At 61.8% G+C, this 22,015-nt stretch carries 20 protein-coding genes and 2 tRNA genes; 2 read left to right on the top strand and 20 right to left on the bottom strand.

The window, feature by feature from the left end; all coding sequences use genetic code 11:
* The first annotated feature begins 32 nt into the window (after positions 1–32).
* Entirely contained in the window at positions 33–2,033 is a 2,001-nt protein-coding gene (locus tag E3O06_RS15760; RefSeq protein ID WP_134504308.1) for an acetoacetate--CoA ligase, read from the top strand.
* A gap of 65 nt (positions 2,034–2,098) precedes the next feature.
* Here E3O06_RS15760 and E3O06_RS15755 read toward each other — a convergent pair whose 3' ends face one another.
* From E3O06_RS15755 to E3O06_RS15705, 11 genes are all read right to left on the bottom strand, one after another.
* Positions 2,099–2,845 carry an SDR family NAD(P)-dependent oxidoreductase gene (locus E3O06_RS15755; protein ID WP_174843244.1) on the bottom strand — a complete coding sequence of 249 codons (747 nt, stop codon included), beginning with the start codon at positions 2,843–2,845 and terminating at the stop codon, positions 2,099–2,101.
* Between the two features lie 4 nt (positions 2,846–2,849).
* Complete coding sequence (locus tag E3O06_RS15750; protein ID WP_134504307.1) at positions 2,850–3,647, bottom strand: glucose 1-dehydrogenase; 798 nt, start codon at positions 3,645–3,647, stop codon at positions 2,850–2,852.
* Positions 3,628–4,704 carry a branched-chain amino acid ABC transporter permease gene (locus tag E3O06_RS15745; RefSeq protein ID WP_134504306.1) on the bottom strand — a complete coding sequence of 359 codons (1,077 nt, stop codon included), beginning with the start codon at positions 4,702–4,704 and terminating at the stop codon, positions 3,628–3,630. Before E3O06_RS15745 ends, E3O06_RS15750 begins: the two co-directional genes overlap by 20 nt.
* On the bottom strand, positions 4,704–5,576 hold the full coding sequence (locus E3O06_RS15740) for a branched-chain amino acid ABC transporter permease (protein WP_134504305.1): 873 nt from the start codon (positions 5,574–5,576) through the stop codon (positions 4,704–4,706). Before E3O06_RS15740 ends, E3O06_RS15745 begins: the two co-directional genes overlap by 1 nt.
* Entirely contained in the window at positions 5,573–6,325 is a 753-nt protein-coding gene (locus E3O06_RS15735) for an ABC transporter ATP-binding protein (protein ID WP_134504304.1), read from the bottom strand. Before E3O06_RS15735 ends, E3O06_RS15740 begins: the two co-directional genes overlap by 4 nt.
* Positions 6,325–7,068: an ABC transporter ATP-binding protein gene (locus E3O06_RS15730; protein ID WP_134504303.1), complete on the bottom strand. Its 744-nt coding sequence runs from the start codon at positions 7,066–7,068 to the stop codon at positions 6,325–6,327. Before E3O06_RS15730 ends, E3O06_RS15735 begins: the two co-directional genes overlap by 1 nt.
* Positions 7,069–7,072: 4 nt before the next feature.
* On the bottom strand, positions 7,073–8,392 hold the full coding sequence (locus E3O06_RS15725) for an ABC transporter substrate-binding protein (RefSeq protein WP_134504302.1): 1,320 nt from the start codon (positions 8,390–8,392) through the stop codon (positions 7,073–7,075).
* 238 nt (positions 8,393–8,630) lie between these two features.
* The gene (locus E3O06_RS15720; protein ID WP_166788232.1) at positions 8,631–9,353 is read right to left on the bottom strand and encodes an IclR family transcriptional regulator; all 723 of its coding nucleotides are present in this window, start codon (positions 9,351–9,353) and stop codon (positions 8,631–8,633) included.
* 632 nt (positions 9,354–9,985) lie between these two features.
* Positions 9,986–10,059 (bottom strand) — tRNA-Ile (locus E3O06_RS15715).
* A 39-nt stretch (positions 10,060–10,098) separates the two neighbouring features.
* Positions 10,099–11,379 (bottom strand): glycosyltransferase, encoded by a 1,281-nt coding sequence (locus E3O06_RS15710; RefSeq protein ID WP_420898892.1) that lies wholly within the window; start codon positions 11,377–11,379, stop codon positions 10,099–10,101.
* 155 nt (positions 11,380–11,534) lie between these two features.
* Complete coding sequence (locus tag E3O06_RS15705) at positions 11,535–12,449, bottom strand: DMT family transporter (protein WP_134504300.1); 915 nt, start codon at positions 12,447–12,449, stop codon at positions 11,535–11,537.
* Between the two features lie 40 nt (positions 12,450–12,489).
* Here E3O06_RS15705 and def point away from each other — a divergent pair, with 40 nt between their 5' ends.
* Positions 12,490–13,062 carry a peptide deformylase gene (gene def, locus E3O06_RS15700; protein ID WP_134504299.1) on the top strand — a complete coding sequence of 191 codons (573 nt, stop codon included), beginning with the start codon at positions 12,490–12,492 and terminating at the stop codon, positions 13,060–13,062.
* A gap of 5 nt (positions 13,063–13,067) precedes the next feature.
* On the opposite strand, the gene E3O06_RS15695 is transcribed toward def, so the two are convergent.
* From E3O06_RS15695 to E3O06_RS15655, 9 genes are all read right to left on the bottom strand, one after another.
* Positions 13,068–13,373 carry an AzlD domain-containing protein gene (locus E3O06_RS15695; protein WP_134504298.1) on the bottom strand — a complete coding sequence of 102 codons (306 nt, stop codon included), beginning with the start codon at positions 13,371–13,373 and terminating at the stop codon, positions 13,068–13,070.
* Positions 13,370–14,134: an AzlC family ABC transporter permease gene (locus E3O06_RS15690; protein WP_420898891.1), complete on the bottom strand. Its 765-nt coding sequence runs from the start codon at positions 14,132–14,134 to the stop codon at positions 13,370–13,372. The genes E3O06_RS15695 and E3O06_RS15690 overlap by 4 nt, the downstream gene beginning before the upstream one ends.
* Positions 14,131–15,036 (bottom strand): sensor histidine kinase, encoded by a 906-nt coding sequence (locus E3O06_RS15685; protein WP_134504297.1) that lies wholly within the window; start codon positions 15,034–15,036, stop codon positions 14,131–14,133. The genes E3O06_RS15690 and E3O06_RS15685 overlap by 4 nt, the downstream gene beginning before the upstream one ends.
* A gap of 84 nt (positions 15,037–15,120) precedes the next feature.
* Positions 15,121–15,193, bottom strand: a tRNA-Asn gene (locus E3O06_RS15680).
* Between the two features lie 230 nt (positions 15,194–15,423).
* Positions 15,424–16,326, bottom strand: coding sequence for an ATP-binding cassette domain-containing protein (locus E3O06_RS15675; RefSeq protein ID WP_134504296.1), 903 nt, complete (start codon positions 16,324–16,326; stop codon positions 15,424–15,426).
* 5 nt (positions 16,327–16,331) lie between these two features.
* Positions 16,332–18,020: a dipeptide ABC transporter ATP-binding protein gene (locus E3O06_RS15670; RefSeq protein ID WP_134504295.1), complete on the bottom strand. Its 1,689-nt coding sequence runs from the start codon at positions 18,018–18,020 to the stop codon at positions 16,332–16,334.
* Entirely contained in the window at positions 18,017–19,096 is a 1,080-nt protein-coding gene (locus tag E3O06_RS15665) for an ABC transporter permease (protein WP_134504294.1), read from the bottom strand. Before E3O06_RS15665 ends, E3O06_RS15670 begins: the two co-directional genes overlap by 4 nt.
* 2 nt (positions 19,097–19,098) lie before the next feature.
* Positions 19,099–20,190, bottom strand: a complete 1,092-nt coding sequence (locus E3O06_RS15660; protein WP_134504293.1) for an ABC transporter permease — start codon at positions 20,188–20,190, stop codon at positions 19,099–19,101.
* Positions 20,191–20,292: 102 nt separating this feature from the next.
* The gene (locus E3O06_RS15655; RefSeq protein ID WP_134504292.1) at positions 20,293–21,924 is read right to left on the bottom strand and encodes an ABC transporter substrate-binding protein; all 1,632 of its coding nucleotides are present in this window, start codon (positions 21,922–21,924) and stop codon (positions 20,293–20,295) included.
* Positions 21,925–22,015 lie beyond the last annotated feature (91 nt).

The following is a 22,015-nucleotide window of genomic DNA, read 5'->3' as shown; positions in this document are numbered from 1 at the left end:
GCCACGTAACTTTCCAAGACAAGAGGACAACGATGTCAGCACCGAGTACGACAATGCCTCCCATAACCTGGACGCCAACGGTCGAACAGCAGCACAGCTCACGGCTGTGGAATTTCATGACTTGGGTTGGCGAGCACCGGAATATCGGTCTGACGACCTACCGGAGCGTCTGGGAGTGGTCCGTCGACGATCTCTCGGGCTTCTGGGACGCCGTGCGAGAGTACTTCGACGTCATTGGTGAGGGCTTTGAGGGACCGGCACTGGCTGAAGAGCGGATGCCCGGGGCCGTCTGGTATCCCCGCGCGAGCCTGAACTTCGCCGAGAACGTGCTACGTCATGCGTTAAATCCTGAGCTCGTCGATGGCACGGCCATCCTGACGATCCAGGAAGACGATGCAGTGACGGAATTGACCTGGCGCGAGCTCGAGTCACGTGTATCGTCTCTAGCCGACAACCTCAGACGGCTGGGAGTCGTTGCGGGTGATCGCGTCGCCGCAGTTTTGCCCAACGTTCCCGAAGCGATCATCGGGTTGCTGGCAACGGCGTCACTCGGAGCCATCTGGAGTATCAATTCACCGGATCTCTCATCCGCAGCGACGCTGGAGCGCCTGCGCCAGCTGGAACCAAAACTTCTGATCGGCGTCGACGGCTACCAGTTCAACGGCAGGTATTTCGACCGCCTCGACTATCTGGCCGAGGTTGAGGCCGGCCTGCCCACACTCGAGCACACGATTCTGCTGCGTAATCCGGCCAGCGCCGACGAACCCGGGGCCGACCGCCTCGATTTCGCGACGCTACTCACTGATCGCGTCCAACCGCGGTATGAGCGCGTGGCGTTTCAGCATCCGCTCTGGGTATTGTTCTCGTCCGGCACGACGGGTGCGCCGAAAGGCATCGTGCACGGCCACGGCGGAATGATACTCGAGGCGTTGAAAGGTACCGGGCTGAACCAGGACATGGGCCCGGGCGACCGCTACTACGTGGCGGCGAACACCTCCTGGATGGTCTGGAACACCCTGGTGAACAACCTCATGTCCGGCGCCTCGGTGGTGACGTACTCGGGCTCGCCCATGTACGGCATCAAGGACCGCCAGTTCGACGTCATCGCGTTGACCGGGGCGACGATGTTCGCCAGCGGGGCCGCGTACCTGTCCCTCGTGGAAAAAGCCGGCCTGACTCCGGGCTCTTCGCGAGATCTCTCGAAGTTGCGTTCCATTCTGTCGACGGGGTCACCCCTTCCTGACTCAACCTGGCTCTGGGTACACGACCATGTGAAGCACAACGTGCACCTGGGCTCCGACACGGGCGGCACAGACATCTGCAGTGGCTTCATCGGTTCTAATCCGCTGGAACCTGTGCGCCTCGGGGAACTGCAGGGACCCTTGCTGGGCGTTGCCGTTCAGGCCTGGTCCAACTCGGGACACCGAGTTATCGGTGACCTGGGTGAGATGGTGGTCCTTCGACCGATGCCATCGATGCCGGTGTTCTTCTGGGGCGACGAGGACGGCGTCCGGTATCAGGATTCCTACTTCGAAAAGTTTCCCCAGGTCTGGGCTCAGGGCGATTGGATCACCGAGACTCCGAGCGGTGGTTTCGTCGTACACGGGAGGTCAGATGCCACCCTGAATCGCGGCGGTGTGCGGCTGGGGACCGCCGACATCTATGCGGCGTTGCAGCACGTGTCCGAGGTGAAAGAGTCCTTGGTGATCGGCCTCGAACAAGCGGATGGCGGGTATTACATGCCACTGTTCGTCACACTCGATCAGGGGTGCGAGCTCACCCCGGAGTTGACCGACGAGATCAATGGCACCATCCGGCGCATGACTTCGGCGCGGCATGTGCCGGATGAGATCATTCTGGCGCCGGCCGTGCCGGTCACACACGCGCTGAAGAAAATCGAAGTTCCCATCAAGAAGCTCTTCTGCGGTCACAACCCCGAATCGGCCGTGAATCGTGGCTCTCTGGCGAATCCGGAAGCTGTTGATTGGTTCGTTGAGCGAGCGCAAGGATACTTGGCCCAGCAGAAACGCTGACAGGCAGCACGAAGGGGATGCGGTCAGACGGACGGCATCCCCTTCGTGTAAATTCTGCGGTGCGTTTACCGTGTGAGGTATCCGCCATCCACGGGGAAGTATCCCCCGTTGACGAACGACGCTCGGTCACTGCTCAACCAGGAGACCAGCTCGGCCACTTCCTCTGGTTCGCCCATGCGTCCAACAGGATGCAGTGAATCAAGGCTCAGCCGAGATTGCTCGTCGAGGTGGGTCTCCAGACCGGTCTTGATGAACGCTGGACCGACAGCAACGGCCCGGATGCCCTGGGCCGCGTATTCCAGCGCGGCACTCTTCGTCAGTCCAACGACCCCGTGCTTGGCCGCAACGTACGGACCCACGCCGGAGAAAGCTACCTGGCCGAGGATACTCGAAATATTGACGATGGCACCGCCGCCGCTTTTGATCATGGCGGGAATCTGAGAACGAAGACCATAGAACACGCTCGAGAGATCCACCGCAAGGATCTTCAGCCATAGCTCTTCTGACACGTCGGCCAGGGGTGTGGACGGTGGAGCGATGCCCGCGTTGTTGCAGGCGATATCAAGGGTGCCCCATCGTTGCAGTACGGCCGCGACCAGGTTTTCATTGTCGGCGAGCGAGCTGACATCGGCGTGATGGAAGGCCGCGATTCCTCCCGCTGCGCTGATTATGTCCACGGTTCGTTGTCCGGCCTCATCGTCAATGTCCGAGACCAGGACTCGAGCACCTTCGGCGGCATAACTCACGGCGATGGCACGTCCGATTCCGGCGCCGGCCCCGGTGACAAGTGCCGATTTGCTTTTTAGCAGCATTGGATTAACGTTTCTGGCTTGGTGGGCTGTTTTCGATGCTGTACGACTGCGCGTTGGAAGTTGCGCCGCCGTCGATGGAGAGGATTGCACCGACGACGAAGGATGACCTCGGCGAAGCGAGCCAGAGCACGGCATCCGCGACCTCGTCGGCGGTTCCGAAGCGGTGCAGCGGCTGAGGTGCTAACAGGGAATCTCGAGCCTCCTGAGGGAGGTCGGTGATCATTGGGGTTTCAATCGCCCCGGGCGCTACGGCGTTGATGCGAATATTCTGGTTTGCGTATTCACCGGCGGCCGTCTTGGTCAGGCCCACGACGGCGTGTTTCGCCGCCACGTACGGGCCCGCCATCGGCGTGCCCACGAGCCCGGCTTCGGAGGCGGTGTTGACGATTGCGCCGCCACCCTGTTTCTGCATCTGCAGGATCTCATATTTCATGGCCAGCCAGACCCCCTTGAGGTCGACCGCAATGATCTGGTCGAAATCGGCCTCCTCGATCTCGGCGGTGAAACCAACTTTGAGGATTCCCGCGTTGTTGTGGGCGAAATCCAGGGATCCGTAGGTGTCCACGACCGCGGCGACCAGTGCTTCGACGTCGTCGGCCTGCGTAACGTCCGTGGCCACGAAAATTGCTGCTCCACCATTTTCGGTGATGAGGCGCACCGTCTCTTCGGCCTGGTGCCGCAATGTTTCGAGGTCGGCAACGACGACGCTTCCGCCCTCGCGGGCGAAGGCAATTGCCGTGGCGCGTCCGATTCCCCCCGCCGCTCCCGATACCAGCCCGGCTTTACCGTCGAAATCTCCCATTAGGTCTCTTTTCTTTAACTGTCGGTTGTGCTGAGGACTGCGGTAAAAACTTGTCAGCGACGGGCACAATTCGGTGACCGACCGGGAACAGGGAGATGTTGAATCGTTCGTGGATTGCCCCCCAGATTCCTTTGGGCAGGAAGAGCGTGACCAGGATCGCGAGGAGGCCGAGAACGACGAGATACCAGAGGCCTAGTTGGCTGAAATACAAATCCATGACGAAGTAGATAACTGCGCCCAGGATGGGACCTTCGATAGTTCCGATGCCGCCGATCAGGACCATGAAGATCATGAAGGCGGAATAGCTGACGCTGAATATCTGATTAGGCGAGGCAACTCCGATGGCCTGGATGCAGATCACCGAACCGGCCAGGGCGGCACCCATAGCCGCGATTACGAAGACAATACGCTTGGTACGGCTCACGTTGATGCCGAGAGCGCGAGCCGCCACCTCATTGTCACGGATGCTTTGGAGTGCAATTCCCATGCGGCTGCGAAGCAGATAGAAGGTCACAACGAGAGCGAGGGCCAGAATGCCGAGGGCTAACCAGTAGGTGAACATGTTCCGAAATACCGGGTCGGCGGTGTAGTTGGAGATGCTTCGTCCGCGACCCGCGCCGAGGTTATCGAAGCGGATGACAATTTGCCGAACGGCTTCCGCGATCACCCACGTTCCAATAGCGAAATAGCCACCTCGGAGCCGGAAGGCGATAAAGGACAGCGGCAGGGCAATGACGCCGACCGCAACCGATGCGATGAGAGCACTGCTGTACGGGTCGAATCCCATGTCATTAAAGACGAACAGTCCATAGGCTCCCAAGCCAATGTAGGCCTGCTGACCAACGGATACCATGCCCGCGTACCCGGCGAGAAGGTTCCACATAGTTGCGAGTGTGATCAGGTAAAAAAGTTTGATCCAGGAGCTCGTAACGGCCGGATCGAGCACGTAGGGCGCGGCAGCGAGGGCGACGAAGGCTGCGGCGGCCACGACCCCGGTAACGAGGGCTCTTCTCTGATACCGGTCCACACGAACTGAGCCAGCTATGAGCTTTGGCATTATGCGGCCACCTTGCTTCGAACAATTCCGGTCGGACGAAATACGAGAATCGCCAGAAAAACAAGATTTCCGACCAGGAGCGGGAGGTCAGGGCTTATTTGACCAGCGAGAGAATGGGCGATGCCCAGAACGATTCCACCAGCAAGAGTGCCCCAGAGCGATCCGAGCCCACCGATAATCACCGCTTCAAAAGCGAAGAGCACGGTGAGCTGTCCGTCGAACGGCGTGACGCCGCCTTGCCGTATACCGAAGAAGACCCCCGCCAGCGCGGCAATACCGAAGGCGAGCGCCATCGCGAAGGCGTAGACCTTGCGATAGTCGATCCCCATGAGGCGCAGGGTGTCCGAGTCGTCAGCTGCAGCTCGCATGTATCGGCCCATTTGGGTTCGGGCGAGAAAAAGTTGCATGCCCGCGATCAGCGCGACAGCCACGACCAATGTCAGAAGAGGAAGAACGCCGATTGTGATTCCGTCGACGATCGTGATGCTCTGAACGGCCAGATCGCCCGTCGGAAGGGGCTTTTTGTCGTTCGTGAAGACTTCAACGAGTGCGTTGGGAATCATGATCGCCAGGCCGAACGTAACGAGCAAAGGAGCTAGCTCGCTCAGGCGAAGTGCACGCTGAAGCAGGAGCCTCTGAACCCAGTACCCGACGAACCCCATGGCGGGTACAACGATGAGGAGGCTGACCCAGACGTTCAGCCCGAAGGAAGACAGCGAAAGATATGCCAGGTATGCGCCGACCGTCATGATCTCGCCGTGCGCGAGGTTGACGACGCGGAGGACACCGAATGCGATGGACAGTCCAAGTGCGGCCATGGCAAACAGGCCACCCAGCAGAACGCCTTGTACTAAAGCATTGAGAACTATCATGCTTGAACGCCTTCCTCAGTAGTCAGGTCGGGCTCGGAAAAGGAACCAATCGAGTGGCCGAAATAGGCATCGGTGATTTGATCGTGCGTCAGATCCCCAGATTTTCCCTCGAGGACGACGTGGCCTTCAAGCAGGCACATTATTCGGTCCGCTACGGCAATAGTGCGCGCCAGGTCTTGCTCGACCAGAATGATGCCGAGCCCACTCTGGCGCACGACAGAGAGTGATTCGTAGAGCTCGTCGATGATTATCGGGGCCAAGCCAAGTGACACCTCATCGAGCAGGAGAACTTCGGGATTCGACATCAGCGCGCGCCCGATCGACACCGCCTGCTGTTGTCCGCCCGATAATCGGGACGCGTTTCTCTTCAACAGAGGCTTGAGCATGGGGAGAGTCTCGACGACACTCTCGACGTTCCAAGCGCCGGCTCGCCCCGATCCCGCACCGACAATGAGATTCTCGATGACCGTCATGCTGGCAAACAGCCGGCGGCCTTCGGGGACGAGCGAGATTCCCAACTTGTTGCGTTGGAAGTCAGTCAACCGTGAAATATCGGAGTCCTTGAATGACACGGTGCCGGCGGTCGGTCTGTGCGCTCCCGCGATTACGCGCAGGAGCGTTGATTTGCCGGCGCCGTTGGCACCGACCAAAGCCAGGAGTTCACCGTTCTGAAGCGTCAGGATGACGTCGCTGATGGCGCGGGAATCACCGTATCCGGCGCTAATGGACTGGGCGTGAATAAGTGGCATCAGATCCCGCTTCCGAGGTAGACGCGGCGAACTTCCGTGCTACTCATGACGAGGTCCGGTTTGCCATCCGCGATGAGGGTGCCCGAGGCGAGGCACACGAGACGATCGACCACCGCAAGTAGCGCCTTCACGACGTGCTCGATCCAGATGATCGTTATCCCCGAGGCATGAAGACCGGAAATAGTTTCGACGAGGCTGTCGCATTCTGCTTCGGTCAGTCCGCCAGCGATTTCGTCGAGGAGGAGCAGTCGGGGTCGCGTCGCCAGGGCTCGAGCCAGCTCGAGTCGTTTGCGCGCCAGCAAAGGCAATCTACCGGCCGGCGTGTTGGCGAGGTCCATCATCCCGGAAAGCTCCAGAGCGTAGAGCGCTTGTTCGTCAGCAGCTTTGCCATGGAGGCCAGCGCCGTAGGACGCTCCGGAGAGAGCATTCTCGAAAACGGTCAGGTGGGTGAACGGTCGTGGAATCTGGAAAGTACGTCCCATGCCCGCGTGGGCCCGAACTTCGGGTCCTAGCTTTGTCACGTCGCGTCTATCGAAAATCACGGAGCCAGCAGTAGCTCGCTCGGTGCCGTTGATAACACTCAGTAATGTGGACTTTCCCGCTCCGTTCGGGCCGACTATTCCGACGGCCTCCCCAGCGGGGACAGCGAAGTTTATCTCCGTCAGTATATGAAGGGCCCCGTACGATTTCGCGACCGAATTTACCTCTAGGAGGGAATTTGCTGTCTCCGCTGGCGCACTCATGGTGCTAGTTGAGCGGCTCGGCGGAACGCGCCACCGGCAGGTCGGGAAGCATGCTGTTCTCGATGATGACCCATTCCCAGTCACCGGTGTCAGTCTTCTGCCACTGGCCGACCGCGGTAGGGATCGTTGCCACGCCCTGCATGGGGCCCGTTGTGAAGTCGACCGTTCCGGCAAGAGTCATCATGTTGATGGTGTCGAAGGCCTTATTCACGGCAGCCTTGTCGTTCGGGTTGCCCGCGGCTTGCAATGCAGCGGATGCGACCTCGAAAAGAGACACATTCTCGGGAGTTGCCTGGTTCCAGCTCAGTCCTTTGCCCTCGGGACTGGCTTCGAAGTTCGAGATCCATTGCGCTGGCGTCGTGCCATCAAAGCTGGACTTGTAGGGGAAGGTCGGTCCCCACCACGTGGTGAACGCCAGGCCCTCGCCCAGGTCGTTGGGGATCGATGGCACGGTAGCAGGGAAGAACAAAGCTTTTCCGATCGTAGCGACTTTCGGCTTGAATCCTTGCTGGGCTGCTTGGGTCCAGAAGGTCACGAAATCGGGCGGGATGGGGACGCCGGCGATAATCTCGACGCCCTCAGCCTTGAACTTGGAAATGATGGCAGTGAAGTCCTGGTTTCCGTTTTCATACGGACCCGGATCGACGATCGTGTAACCGGCCTTCTCCGCGAACGGACCATAGCCATTCACAGGATCCCTAAATGCTCCGCCATCAGCGTCATTGGGCCACAGCACGCCGACCTTCTTGTTCGTGTCGATCTGATCCCATGCAGCAGGTTCGACTTCACCGAATCCCTCGATTCCGAAGAAGTAGTGGTGTGACCAGGCCATCGGCTTCTCAGCACTGAAACCTCCACCGAAGACGACAGCTTGCCACGGCGCAATGGTCGTCAGGCACGGAGTCGCATTGGCCTCGCACTGTGCAATAACCGGATTGACCGTTTCAGGAGTGGATGTGGCGAGAATCAAATCGACTTTGTCCGTCGTGATGAGCTGCTGGGCGAGTTCGCCGGTTTTGGCAGGATCGGAGCCGGAGTCTCGGTCAAGAATCTCGACGCTGTAGTTCTTTCCGTCGATGTCGATTCCGTCAGCAAACTGCTTGCGAACGACGCTCAGCATGTACGGGTCGCCATCCGTGAAGCCCGCGTACGCACCAGTGACCGGAGCAATATACCCAATCTTGATAACGAGATCATCACTGGGCGCCGACCCCGCAGGGGCGCACCCGGTCAGTGCGAAGGCGGTGGCGGACAGTGCAGCGACTACGGCAAGGCCTCTGTGGCCGGACCTTGAAGTGAGAGGGCCGGTAGCTGGGAATTTCATAATCCGCCAATCAGTCTGGTTCACACCGTCGTGAACGACTCCAGACTAGATACGGGACCGACCTGTTTACGAGTGCATTTTCACTGAATGAAAGACTTTGCACTTTGCCAATGGATGCTGCCGAATCGCAAGCAAGTCTCAGACTATTCATTCGCATTCCAGCGTGCCCCAGGCCTTAAGGCAAGACGGCTCGTCCCCTCGGGGGTGAGACTTTAGCGTGTCATCGATTGACAGGCGCCTAGGGCGCTACACGGGATCCGCGAAAACCCAACGCCCGACTTACGCCGAGGCCTGCAACACGAACCATCATGTCCAGCGACCGGTCATTGCGCTGCTCCACCGAGACAACCGCTGAGATTGCAGCAACTGTCCTTCCGCTTCGATCATGAACAGGAGCGGCCAGGGAAATAACGCCCGAGTGAAGCTCCTCTTCTGCCCGGACAAAGCCCGTCACGCGAATTGAAGCGAGTCGTTGTCGCACCTGCCGAGGGTCTACGACCGTGCACGCCGTGTATTTCTTGAGCGGCAGTTCGAGGTACTCGTCAATATAATTCTGGCCTGAATTTGCCAACAGCACGAGCCCAACCCCGGTGGCATGTAATGGAAGTCGCATTCCGACACGCGACATGAGCACCGTCGAATTGCGGGCCGAAATCTTCTCGACATAGAGCGTCTCGAAACCTTGAAGGATCGCCAATTGAGCATTCTGTCGGGTCCCCACTAAGAGGTCGTCGAGGAAGGGTAGGGCAGCGTTCCTCAGCGATTGCAGACTGGGAGCCTGTACTCCTACCTCCCACAATCTCGTGCCGACCGCGTAACGTCCGTCGTCGAGCCGGATCAATCCACCCCACGCGACCCACTCACGAACGAAACGAAGGGTGGTAGCCAAGGGCAAGTCTGACTTGCGGGCGATATCCGACAACGACAGGGCGACATCGCTTGCAGTGAAGATCTCAATCACGCCGAGTAGCTTGCTCGAAACCGACCGAGTTTTTCCAGCCAACATAATTGACCCCCACGTCCGTGTGTGTGCCGAATGATCACGAACCGTATTCGACCCGAGTGAGAGCCAGTCTAGACATCCTTTTCACTGAATGAAAGGGCCATTGAGGCGGGCATATGAACTGCCAGACACGGGACTCGGTCGCGCAACGACAGAACAGCGTCGGGATCGGCAAGAGCCACCACTGTAGAGGGCGCTCGGCGAGGACAACCGAAGGCGCCTCCAGTTGATCGAGGTCACTCGAGGCGACTCGAGGCAAGTCGAACCCGTTCGTGCGCAGTGCCACTGGGCACGTGAAAGCAAGGACGATCTTTCAATAAACAATGGATAAACAATGGCTGCATCAAGTCTCGTGCCATCCGCGTAGCGGGGAAAGTCCTGATCAGGGATAAGTTCAAGATCGGGCTTGACACTCGAACCCAGAACCACGGCGAAACTCGCCGACCTTGATGCGCTCACAGTCGTACAGAAGACCTGATCAAGAGATATTTTCGAGAAGCTCCTGAAATTTGAACCCGGGACCGATGTTCTTATCATCAAACCTCGACGATTCTCGCTGGATAAAATCCTTGATCAGATCAAATTTACAGTAGGGCGGCCGGGACTTGAACCCGGGACCGACGGATTATGAGTCCGCTGCTCTAACCAGCTGAGCTACCGCCCCAAAGGGCCCGACCAAACGGTCGAACCCACAGATACGTGACTACCCCGGCGTCTGTGACGAGGCGCCGTTGGTGACCAGATCGCTCACCGGCTCCCCACGATACAGGCATTCGAACGTGTTCAGCGTGCGCTTGATGTCGTGCGCGGCGATGAGCTTGAGCGACTCCCGCTTGAGCGCCTCCAGCTGTTCCGGCGGGGCAGTGAGCACCACGGTCAGTTTTTCCGCGAGGTCCTGTGCGTCGCTCGGCTTGAACAGGTAGCCGTTGGCCCGATCGTGCACGAGGTGCGGCAGCGCCATGGCATCGGCTGCCACGATGGGAAGTCCCGAGGCCATGGCCTCCATTGTGGCGATGCTCTGCAACTCGGCAATAGACGGCATAGCGAACACGGTGGCCCGTGAATAGGCAGCGCGCAGCTCGTCATCCGTCACGTAACCAGTGAACGTGACACGCGAGCGGATGCCAAGGGTGTCGGCCAGGTGCTCAAGGTTGCGTTTCTGATCGCCCCCGCCCACAATCTCGACCTGCACGTCGAGGTCAGGCGACAGCAGCGCCGCTGCCTGCAGCAAGACGTCGATCTGCTTTTCACCGGTGACTCGGCCGACGAACAAAATACGATTCTCGGTGCGCGGCTCAAAGTTCGGTGCGTAGTTGTCGGCGTCGATGCCGCAGGAGATGGCGTGCACGCCGGTGAGGCCGGTGTACTTTTCCAGAAACTGGGCGGCGCGCCGGGTTGGGGTGGTGACGGCGGCGGCGCGGCCGAAGGTGCGGCGGGCGGCCCGCCAAGCGGCCTTAATCACCCGATCTTGAAAACCCACCGGTACGAGGGAGAACTTCACCATGTTCTCTGGCATGAAGTGATTAGTGCCGACCAGGCGAATGTCGCGCTTGGCCGCCTCGATGGACACGCCACGCCCGACGTTGATGTGCGACTGAAAATGCACGACGTCGGGGTAGAAAGAGTCGAGAATGCGCCGACTCTCACCGCGAACCAGCCAGGGCAGGGCAAAACGCAGCCAGTCGTGCGGATACCAGCGCCAGCTGTGCAGGCGGTGCACCACCATCGGCTGGCCCTCGTGCATCTCGGTCCAACTGCCGTGCTTGCGCGAAGCGGCCGGGGCCATGATCTGAACCTCGTGGCCACGGGCCACCAGGCCGGCGGCGAGCCGCTCGGCAAATCGGGCAGCACCGTTCACATCGGGGGCAAACGTGTCGGCGGCGATGAGCACGCGAATGCGCGCTTGCTCGGGCGGCGCGCTCGCAGCGCTCCTGGGCGCTTCGCCCGGGGTCGGGCTGCTCAGCAAGTCGGTCGAATCTGACAAGTGGAGTGGTCCCTACGTTGTTGGGCCGGGGATCATCGTCCGGCAGGTAATCTCGGGTGCGGTTGGCGAAAGTGACGCTGCGCACTCGAACACTATTCTAAACCGTGCCCTCCTCGCGGTGTCCCGCACCGTGGCGGCCCAAAATTTTTCGCACGTCAGCGATCGAGTTGGGGGTGGTAGCGGGCCAACAGGAATACTCCCCAAATAGCGATCGCCCCGGCGACGACGAACGCCCCCGCTGCTGCCGGGGGGGCCTGGCTGGCTTCGCCGAGTACGACGATTCCGATTCCGACCGCGACCAGCGGGTCGACGACGGTGAGCCCCGCAATGACGAGATCCGGTGGGCCCGACGCATAGGCGTTCTGAACAAAGTACGCCCCCAGTGCGGCCGCGAGCAACAGCCCGAGCACGCAGGTCAGGGTCAGCCACTCGAAGTTGCCGTTCTGAGTTCGATTAATGACGACCTTGGCGAGGGTTGCCACGAACCCGTAGAGCACTCCCGCACCGAGAATATAGAAGATTGCCTGCGATCGACGCCGCAGAAAACCGAAGGCGAGTGCGAACGCTAGAAGGACGACCGCAAGAACGATGAGGATCGTCACCAGGTTTTGGTCTGTGACCGGCTTGTCCACGGCGGTGAACGCTGCCACGGTCACGAACAGGCCGACTCCGCCCACGCACATCGAGATGGCGATGACGCTGGCCCGGTTGAGTTTGACCTTGCTGACGCGGGCATTCAGAACGGCCGTGATAACGAGAGCGACCGCTCCGAGCGGCTGAACGACAATGATGGGGGCGAACGCGAGGCTCGTGAGTTGGAACACGATTGCGAGGCCGAGCATGAGCGACCCGAACACCCAGCTGGGCCGCGCGAGCAGCAAAGTGAGCTGGCGCACGTTGAGTCCGCCGGTGACCTCTTCGGTGCGCGCCTCGACCTTGGAAACGCCACGGTGCTGAAATTGGGCGCCGAGGGACAGGAAGACGGCACCGACCAGGGCCAGCGGAATTCCGATGGCCTGCCGCGGATCAATGGCGATTTCTGTCGCCAGATCGGTTAGGTCAGAGGTCACTTCATGACCCTATCGACAAGCTTGCCGATATTCTGGAGAAATGGCCGTACGCGCGATAGTTATTTCAGGTGACCCCGTTCTCCACTCCCCCGCCGCTCCCGTCGTCGATTTCGACGACGATTTGCGTGAATTGGTGCGAGACATGTTCGAGACGATGGATGCTGCACCCGGGGTCGGTCTCGCCGCCACGCAGGTGGGAGTGGGGCTCCGCCTCTTCACGTACAGCTACCAGGATGACGACGACGTGTCCTGGCGCGGAGTCGCGATCAACCCAGAGCTGTGGATCACGCCGGTCTCCGCCGAGCCCGTCGACGATGAAGATGTCGACGAAGACGAAGGGTGCCTGTCCTTTCCTGGTGAGCGTTTTCCCCTGAAACGCGCCCAGTCGGCCATTTTGCGGGCCGTCGACGCCGAGCAGCATCCGTTTGAGATTCGAGCGGATGGCTGGCTCGCCCGCATCTTCCAGCACGAGTATGACCACCTCGACGGCACGCTGTATATTGATCGTCTCGAGCACGTCTACGCGAAAATGGCCGCCAAGGTCGAGCGCAAGAAGAGCTGGGGCGTGCCTGGCCTGAGCTGGACGCCGGGGATCGACAATCTCGAGGGCTGAGGCCGTCAGGTCAGGGCGCGCAGGCCGGCAGCGACCAGCGCCGCGACGATCACCACGACGATGAACGGCGTCTTGATCGCGAAGAGGCCGGCCGCCACGATGACGGCCGGAATGCGGGCGTCCAGGGTGAGCGCCTGCCCGCTGCCGAGCGTCTGCACTGCGATCAGCGCCGCCAGCAGGGCCACGGTAAGAAGGTCAGCGATGCGCGACGGCGTTGGCTTCGCCAACAGGGCCGGCGGCACGAGGTAGCCGGCGAGTTTGAGCGCGAGCACGGCGATCGACGCCGCAATGATGATCTGCCACAGAGTCACGAGCGCAGTCCCTGGCGAGTGGCTGCCGTCCCCGGCCTTGCAGGCGCCCCCAGCCAGTTGAACAGGCCGACCACCACGGCCACGAGGGCGGCGACCAGCACGGGCAGCCCCGGCATGAGCACCGGGGTGAGCGTGGCAGCGACGACGGCAGCGGCGACGGCGACGGCGATCGCCTGCATCCGCTTGAGGCGAGGCCAGAGCAGGCCGACGAAGGCTGCTGCGGCGGCAGCGTCGAGCCCGTAGGCCCGGGTGTCGCCGAGGGCGTCGCCGATCAGTGCACCGAGCAGGGTGGTCGCGTTCCAGCCGATGAAGACGGCCAGGCCGGTGACCCAGAATCCGACCCGGCGGCTGCGTGATGTCGGCTGGGCGAGGGCGACCGCGGTGGATTCGTCGATGGTGATCCACCCGGCGGCGAGCCGTTTCCAGAGCCCGCTGCCGACGATCGGGGCGGTGCGCATGCCGTAGATGCCGTTCCGCACCCCGAGCAGGGCAGCGCTCGCGATGGCTGCCGGACCAGCGGCGACGCCGCCGGCGGCGAGCACGCCGATGAGGGCGAATTGGGAACCGCCGGAGAACATGACGATGCTGATGAAGCTGGTCTGCCAGATATCCAGTCCGGCAGCGACTGACAGCGCGCCGAAGGACACCCCGTAGGCAGCGGTCGCGAGCCCCACCGCCAGCCCCTCACGAACGGCCAGCCGCTGCTGGCGATGCTCGTCGACCCAGTGGGCAGCGGGCACGGTGAGGGGTTCCTGGGTCACCGGGAGAGGTCGACGCCGTGCACGCCGTTGTGAAAGCGCAGCGACGGGAAGACTGCCGAGACCGAGAAGCCCAGCCCGGGAACTGTTCCTGCGTTGAACACGCCGCCGAACAACTGTGCCCGTTCGCGCATCTGTGTGATGCCTGGGCCGGCAATGCTTTCGCTGAGGGCCTTGAGGTCGTCCTCGATCGTGTACGGGGTGCGGGCAACCTGTTCGCCGGCGTCCTTGCCATCGCGACGCGCGGCGGCACGGATGCCGTCATCGTCGACGAGCAGCTGCAGCCCGTCCCGAGTCCAGGTGAACGACACCCTCGCTTCGGTGCCGACGCCACCGTGCTTGAGCGCGTTCGAGAGGGCGCTCTGCAGGATGCGGAAGATGGCGAGCTCGGCACCCGCCTTCAGGGCGAAACGATCGCCGGACTCGATGAAACTCACCACGAGTCCGGCGTCACGCATCACGCGGAACAGGTCGCGAGTCGACTGCGGACCGGGCTGCAGCGCCCCAACGGTTTCCCCCTCGCGCACGATGGTGAGCACGCGGCGCATATCGGCGAGGGCCACTCGGCCGTCGTCGACGAGGGCGGTGGCGGCGCGTACCGCCGTGGAGGGGTCACTCTCAGCGGTGTAGCGAGCGCCCTCGGCCCGGGTGATGAGACGGGCGATGGTGAGCACGGCGCCGTCCTGCAGTTCACGGATGATGGCCAGACGGCCTTGTTGCTCAGCGAGGGAGAGCTCCAGTTCGATGCGCACACGTTCGGCGGCATTCCGGTCGAAGATGACCCGGCGTGAACGCAGCAGGGCGATGGTCCAGAGCACGAGGAGCGCCCCGGAGAGTACGCCGAGTGCCGGTACCAGGAGTTGCGAGAAATCCACGCTGTCCGCCGTCTCTTGTGCCGAAGCCATACAAATTGGGAAGAAACTTTTTTGTCCGGACAAAACAAGCCGACAAAAAAGGCCACCCGGGGTGGAGCCCTGAGTGGCCTTTCGCTCCCCGACTTGGACTCGAACCAAGAACCTGCGCATTAACAGTGCGCTGCTCTGCCAATTGAGCTATCGAGGAATGCTGTGAACAGCGTTGCTACTTTACCAAGGTTTCTCGCTGTGCCAAAACCACGTCGGGTTCCGACTGCCTTCACGTGACCGATCTGACGGCTCAAATCCCGTACAGGCCCCGAAAAGTAGGCCAGGGTCAACAATTGAGCAGTCTCCTGCTCCACAAGCCGGTCGGGCGTGTCGGCCCGGGCGCGACCGGTCAAGCTTCACAGCGGATGCGATCGGTCGCGACCCGCCTTAACTCCCGACCGCAGTATCCGATTCATCACCCATGTCGCCAACGGCAACGCCAGGGACGGCATCGGTACCAGCGAGATCGATCTCGGGCTGCAGGGCGGCGGCGAGACCGCGCACGTAGGGGTGCCAGGGGTCACGAAACACCTCGTCGATGGTACCGAGACCGACCAACACACCTTGATGCATGACGCCGATGCGGTCGGCGACGCGGCGCAGCACGGCCAGGTCGCTGCTGATCACCAGCGCTGAGAAGGCACGCTCCTGCTGCAGCTCGCTGATCAGGTCGATCACAGCGTCACGCACCAGAACGTCAACGCCCGCGGTGGGCTCGTCAGCGATCAACAGTGCCGGGCCGAAGACGAGCGCCCGGGCCAGCGCAACACGCTGCCGTTGGCCGCTGGAGAGCTCGTAGGGGTACTGACCGAGAACGGCCAATGGGAGGCGCACCGCGTCGATCATGGTGGCCACCCGGACGCCGAGCGCGCGACGGTTGTAGCGCCGATCCCGTTCGAGCACCGGCTCGGCCACAATCTCGGCCACCGTCATGGTCGACGGCAGGGTGTCTGCGGCGTCCTGGGCCAGCAGCCCGACTCCGAAGGTGAGCCGGGTCAGCTTGCGCTTGCTGATGCGGCGCAAACCGAACCCGAGCACGGTTGCTTCTCCCCCGGTGATCTGGGGGCGCATGCCGGCGGCGTCGCTCACGAAGGCGTCGCCCGAGAGCACCCGGGCGAGAGTGCTCTTGCCGGAGCCGCTCTCACCGAGCAGCCCCACCACCTCGCCCGGCGCGATGCGCAGGGTGAACCCGTGCACCGCGACAAACGCCGGGCTCGCCCCGTGCGGCGGGTATTCGACCGTCAGATCGCTCGTGGTAATCGGGGGAACGGATGCCGCGCCATGCCTCATAGGGTCTATCCTGCCGCACGCAACAAGAGGAGTTCACCCCTCCGCAGTGCCTGCGCAGCCGGATCAGGAACCGGCAGTGAGGCGAGCAGCCGCTGGGTGTACGGGTCTTTCGGGGCACCGAGAACCTCGGCACCGGTGCCTTCCTCGACCAGTTTTCCCTTGTACAGCACGGCGATGCGATCGGCGAGAATGTCGACGACGGCGAGGTCGTGGCTGATGAACAGGGCCGCGAACCCGAATTCCGCCTGGATCTCAGCGAACAATTCGAGCACTTTCGCCTGCACCGACACGTCGAGGGCACTCGTCGGCTCGTCCGCGATGAGCAGGCTCGGTTCCAGGGCCAGGGCACGAGCCAGGCTGGCTCGCTGACGCTGTCCACCGCTGAGCTCGTGCGGGTAACGATCACCGAACGTGCGCGGCAGCTGCACCGCCTCGAGCAACTCGTTGACGCGTTTGCGGGCGGCGCGAGGATTGGCCGCCCGCCCGTGCACCACGAGCGGTTCGGCCACGCACTCAGCGATCGTGAGCAGCGGGTTGAAGCTCGACGCCGGGTCCTGAAAGACGAAGCCGATGTCGCTGCGCACCTTTTTGAAGGCGCGCTCCTTGAATCCGTTCATCTCGTGGCCATGAACGGTCAGCGAACCGCCGGTGACCCGGGTCAGCCCGCCCATGGCCCGGCCGATCGTGGTTTTTCCCGATCCACTCTCGCCGACCAGACCGAGGACCTCGCCCGACCGGATGACGAAACTCACCCCGTCGACGGCGGTGAACCCGGGCTTGCCGAGTCGGCCCGGATACTGAATTTCCAGGTGATCGGCGACGACGACCGGCGCCTGGTCGACCCAATCGGGCTCCCGAGCGGCCAACCGAGCGGATGCCCGCGTCGTCCCGTGACCGACGTGAGGGACCGAGCCGAGGAGGCGCTTCGTGTAGTCGTGCTGCGGGTTGGAGAACAGCTCCTGGGCGAGGGCCTCTTCGACGATTTTGCCCTCGTACATCACGACCACGCGGTCGGCGAGGTCGGCGACGACACCCATATTGTGGGTGATGAGCACAATGGCGGTACCGAATTCGTCGCGGCAGCGGCGCAGCAGGTCGAGAATCTCGGCCTGCACCGTCACGTCCAGGGCGGTGGTCGGTTCGTCGGCCACGATCAGCCCGGGGTCGAGCACGAGGGCCATGGCGATGACCACTCGCTGCTTCTGCCCCCCGGAGAACTGGTGTGGGTAGTAGTCGACGCGGCTCTCCGGGTCTGGAATGCCGACCCGGCCAAGAATTTCAATCGCTTTGGCGCGGGCCTGCTTCCTGGTGAATTCACCGTGTGAGCGGATGCCCTCGGCGATCTGCCAGCCGACGGTGAACACCGGGTTCAGGGCCGTGGACGGCTCCTGGAACACCATGGAAACGTCCGTTCCGCGCAGCTGGCGCAGCTTCTGCTTGCTCACGGCGAGAACATCGTTCGAGTTGGAGCCGTCCTTGCTGCTCAGGATGACGGCGCCGCGGGCGATGGCTGTTTCCGGGAGCAGACCGAGGATGGTCTTCGCGGTGACGGTCTTGCCGCTGCCGCTCTCCCCCACGATGGCGAGCACCTCCCCGGGGGCGACCCGCAGGCTCACACCGTCGACCGCCTTGACGGCACCGCCGTCGGTCGCGAAGGTCACATTGAGGTTGTCGATGCGTACGACGTCGGTCATGAGGTGGATTCCAATCCGTCTGATCGTACTCGCGGAGTGCTCAGGGAACCGTAAATTCCACTCGGATCGATGCGTCCGGCCGGGTCACGTATCTCGGCCGGAGTAATGGGGGCCACTGCGGTCTTGCCTGGGGCGCGCCGACTGCGCAGGCGCGGGTCGGCGAGGTCGTTGAGGCTTTCACCGACCAGGGTGATGCCGAGAACGACGAGCACGATGGCTAGCCCGGGGAACAGGCTGGTCCACCAGATGCCGCTCGAGACGTCGGAGAGCGATTTGTTCAAGTCGTAGCCCCACTCGGCGGCGGAAGACGGTTCAATACCGAAGCCGATGAAGCCGAGGCCGGCCAGGGTCAGCAGCGCCTCCGACGCGTTGAGCGTGAAGATCAACGGCAGCGTGCGAGTCGCATTGCGCAGTACGTGACGGAACATGATGCGACCATTGCTGGCACCGAGCACTCGCGCCGACTCGACGTAGGCCTCGGCCTTGATGCGCACGGTTTCGGCGCGGATCACTCGGAAATACTGTGGAATGAACACGACGGTGATCGAGATCGCCGCTGCGAGGATGCCGCCGAAGAGGTCGGAGCGACCGCCGGAGATGACGATGCCCATGACGATGGCGAGCAACAGCGCCGGGAAGGCGTAGACGGCGTCGCAGATGACGACGAGCACGCGGTCGAGCCAGCCTCCGAAGTAGCCGGAGACGAGGCCGAGGGCCACGCCGGCGAAGATCGACAGCAGCACAGCGACGACCATGACGGTGATCGCGGTTTGCGAACCCCAGATCACGCGGGAGAGCACGTCGTAGCCGCCGACGGTGGTGCCGAGCAGGTGTTCCCCGCTCGGTGCCTGCTGCGCCCCGAAAAGACCGTTATCACCGCGGAGTTGGCTGTAGCCGTACGGTGCGAGGAGGGGAGCGAAAATTGCCGTCAGGATGAACACACCGGTGATGATGAGGCCGACCACGAGCATGCCCCGTTGCAGGCCGATGCTCTGGCGGAGTTGGTGCACGACGGGCAGCCGGGTCCACAGCGGGGCCTTGGGCACGTTCGTGGCTTCGGTAGTGAGTGTTGTCATGACTAGTACCTCACTCGCGGGTCGATGAGCGCGGCAATGATGTCCACGATGAAGTTGGATAGGGCAACGATCACGGCGAGGAGCGCCACGATTCCCTGCACGGCCACGAAGTCGCGGGCCTTAATGAATTCGATGAGCATAAAGCCGAGGCCTTGCCATTCGAAGGTGGTTTCGGTCAACACCGCACCGCCCAGCAGAAGGGCAATTTGCAGGCCGATGACGGTGATGATCGGGATAAGTGCTGGTCGGTAGGCGTGCTTGCTCACCAGCCGGAACTCGTTGACACCACGCGAGCGGGCGGCATCCACATAGTCGGTGCCCAGCGTACCGATGACGTTGGTGCGCACGAGCCGGAGAAAGACGCCGGCGGTCAACAGCCCAAGAGCCACACCTGGCAGGACTGCATGCGCGAGTACGTCGCCGAGTACTGCGGGGTCACCGGTGCGCAAGGCATCGATCGTGTAGATGCCGGTTGGATTGGGTAGTAGCTGCAATTGGAGCTCCGACCCGGTCGTGGATCGGCCGGCAACGGGAAGCACGTTGAGCCATACGGCAAAAACGAGCTTCAGCAGCAGACCGGCAAAGAAGACCGGGGTGGCATAGCAGAGGATGGCGAACACGCGGAGGAAGGCATCCGGTGCCTTGTCCCGCCAATAGGCGGCGACCATTCCGAGTGGGATCCCGATCACGAAGGCGACGATGAGCGCGTAGAAGACAAGCTCGGCGGTCGCCGACCCATAGGTCAGGAGCACTTCGGACACCGGCCGGTTCGTGCTGATGGTGGTTCCGAAGTTACCGGTGAAAACCTGGCCGAGGTATTCGAAGTACTGCACAATAATCGGTCGGTCGTACCCGGCCGCCTGAATTCGCTCGGCCAGCTGCTCGGGGGGCAATTTACCGCCCAGGGCGGCCGTAATGGGGTCGCCGGTGGTGCGCATCAGCCAGAACACCATCGACACCAGGATGAAGATCGTGGGAAAGATGAGCAAGAACCGAATCAGGAGATACCGACCGATTCCTCCACCAGGGCTGGTCTTCTTCTTTGAAACACGTCCACCAACGGGAACGGATGGCTTCACGGCCACAGTGGTCATAACTACCTCACGATTTGCAAAAAGAATCGGGGGCGTCCAGCGTGGTGATTAGCTGGACGCCCCCGGAGTTCAAACTAGAGAAAACTCTAGTCGCTCAACTACTTATCCCTTGGATAGGGCGCCGTAGCGGAACTTGAAGGACGCGTCGAGGGTGTCTTCGGTACCCGTGACGCTTGTTCCGGTGATGGCGATCTGCGATCCCTGTAGAAGCGGAATGGTCGGCAGGTCGGCTGCAACCTTGTCCTGGATTTCTTCGATCAGTGCGGTGCGGGCTGCGGCATCGCCGGTGACGGCCTGCTCCGTGATGAGGTCGATGACTTCCTGGTTCTCGTAGTGGATCTTCAAGAAGCTGTCCTGGCCGAAGAACGGGTTGAGATAGTTGTCGGCGTCGGAGTAGTCCGGGAACCAGCCCAGCTGAAAGATCGGGTACAGGTCGAGAACGCGATCCTTTGAGTACTGCACGTACTCGGTGGACTGCAGGTTGACCGTGAACAGGTCGGAGGACTCGAGCTGGTTCTTGATCAACGCGTACTCGTCGCTCGAGCCGGGGCCGTAGTGATCGGTGTTGTACTGCAGGTTCAGCACGACGGGGGTCGTTACACCGGCAGCATCAAGCGCGGCCTTGGCTTTGTCGACGTCCGGGCCGCCTTCGCCGTCGCCGTAGAGGCCCTTAAGGGACTCGTTGGCGCCGGTCAGACCGTCAGGAACGTAGGAGTACAGCGTGGAATAGCTGCCCTTGTAGACCTGATCGGCCAATTCTTCACGATCGACGACATCAGCAACGGCGGTGCGCACGGCGAGGGCCTTGGCCGGATCGGCCTCAGCGGTCGTTGCACCGAACGGCTGGGTGTTGAAGTTGAAGGTGATGTAGCGAATCTCGCCACCGGGACCGTCAACCACCTTCACTTTGTCGTTACCGCGCAGGTCGTCGACATCGGTGGCCGACAGGCTGCGCCATGCAACGTCGATGTTTCCTTCCTGAATGTCGAGCTTCATGTTGGAGGCATCCGTGAAGTACTTCACGTTGATGTTCTCTGTCTTTGCCGGGCCGAGCAGGCCCTGGTAGCCCTCGTAGGCCTTGTAGGCGAGAAGGCTGTTGAAGTTGTAGGTGGTGAGCTCGTACTGGCCGGCGAACGCTTTCGCCTTGACGATGTCATCGTCCGGGGTGAGGGCATCAGCCGAGAATGTCTCCTCATCGACGATCGCTCCGGCAGGGCTGGAGAGAATCTGCGGGAAGACCTGATCGTTGGCGGCCTTCAACGTGAATACCACAGTGGTGTCGTCGGGGGTAGCGACGCTGTCGAAGTTATACAGCAGAACTGCAGGGCCGCTGGCGTCGTTGATGGCGAGCTGGCGGTCGAAGCTGAACTTGACATCCGAGGACGTCAGCGCGTTTCCGTTGGCCCATTTCAGGTCGGGCTTGAGCGTGACCGTGTACTCGGTCGGCGAGGTGAATTCAGCCTTGGTTGCGATGTCAGGCTCGACATCAGACGTACCGTACGGGCTGTTCATGAGGAACGGAAACACCTGGGTCTGCACGGCGAACGACCCCGCGTCATAGGACCCGGCCGGGTCGAGCACTGTGATCTTGTCGGTAGTACCGACCGTGATCGTACTGCCGGAGGTGCTGGTGGTGGAACCGCCCGCGGAGCAGCCGGCCAGAAACAGCGCCGCAGCGGCGAGTCCGGCTGTGGCAGCGAGAGCGCGCTTGCCGTTAGTGAATGCGGATGTCATATCCGTCGTCCTCTTCCTGTAGAAGTCTCATGACCAGGAGAACCCGAAAATGGGCGCAGCTGCTCATTGCTGTTAGCCAAGAATTAGCACA

The sequence above is a fragment of the Cryobacterium glaciale genome (genome assembly GCF_004402535.1).
In the GTDB taxonomy this organism is placed as follows: Bacteria; Actinomycetota; Actinomycetes; order Actinomycetales; family Microbacteriaceae; genus Cryobacterium; species Cryobacterium glaciale.
The sequence above is the reverse complement of the archived record's forward strand: the minus strand, read 5'-3'. Positions and strand labels throughout refer to the sequence as shown.

Coding starts and splice junctions, on each gene's coding strand:
- E3O06_RS15755 (WP_174843244.1), bottom strand. CDS start 2,845: ATGCTGCTAAAAAGCAAATCGGCACTTGTCACCGGGGCCGGCGCCGGA.
- E3O06_RS15725 (WP_134504302.1), bottom strand. CDS start 8,392: ATGAAATTCCCAGCTACCGGCCCTCTCACTTCAAGGTCCGGCCACAGA.
- E3O06_RS15750 (WP_134504307.1), bottom strand. CDS start 3,647: ATGGGAGATTTCGACGGTAAAGCCGGGCTGGTATCGGGAGCGGCGGGG.
- E3O06_RS15740 (WP_134504305.1), bottom strand. CDS start 5,576: ATGATAGTTCTCAATGCTTTAGTACAAGGCGTTCTGCTGGGTGGCCTG.
- E3O06_RS15745 (WP_134504306.1), bottom strand. CDS start 4,704: ATGCCAAAGCTCATAGCTGGCTCAGTTCGTGTGGACCGGTATCAGAGA.
- E3O06_RS15670 (WP_134504295.1), bottom strand. CDS start 18,020: ATGACCGACGTCGTACGCATCGACAACCTCAATGTGACCTTCGCGACC.
- def (WP_134504299.1), top strand. CDS start 12,490: ATGGCCGTACGCGCGATAGTTATTTCAGGTGACCCCGTTCTCCACTCC.
- E3O06_RS15685 (WP_134504297.1), bottom strand. CDS start 15,036: ATGGCTTCGGCACAAGAGACGGCGGACAGCGTGGATTTCTCGCAACTC.
- E3O06_RS15675 (WP_134504296.1), bottom strand. CDS start 16,326: ATGAGGCATGGCGCGGCATCCGTTCCCCCGATTACCACGAGCGATCTG.
- E3O06_RS15665 (WP_134504294.1), bottom strand. CDS start 19,096: ATGACAACACTCACTACCGAAGCCACGAACGTGCCCAAGGCCCCGCTG.
- E3O06_RS15730 (WP_134504303.1), bottom strand. CDS start 7,068: ATGAGTGCGCCAGCGGAGACAGCAAATTCCCTCCTAGAGGTAAATTCG.
- E3O06_RS15760 (WP_134504308.1), top strand. CDS start 33: ATGTCAGCACCGAGTACGACAATGCCTCCCATAACCTGGACGCCAACG.
- E3O06_RS15655 (WP_134504292.1), bottom strand. CDS start 21,924: ATGACATCCGCATTCACTAACGGCAAGCGCGCTCTCGCTGCCACAGCC.
- E3O06_RS15735 (WP_134504304.1), bottom strand. CDS start 6,325: ATGCCACTTATTCACGCCCAGTCCATTAGCGCCGGATACGGTGATTCC.
- E3O06_RS15660 (WP_134504293.1), bottom strand. CDS start 20,190: ATGACCACTGTGGCCGTGAAGCCATCCGTTCCCGTTGGTGGACGTGTT.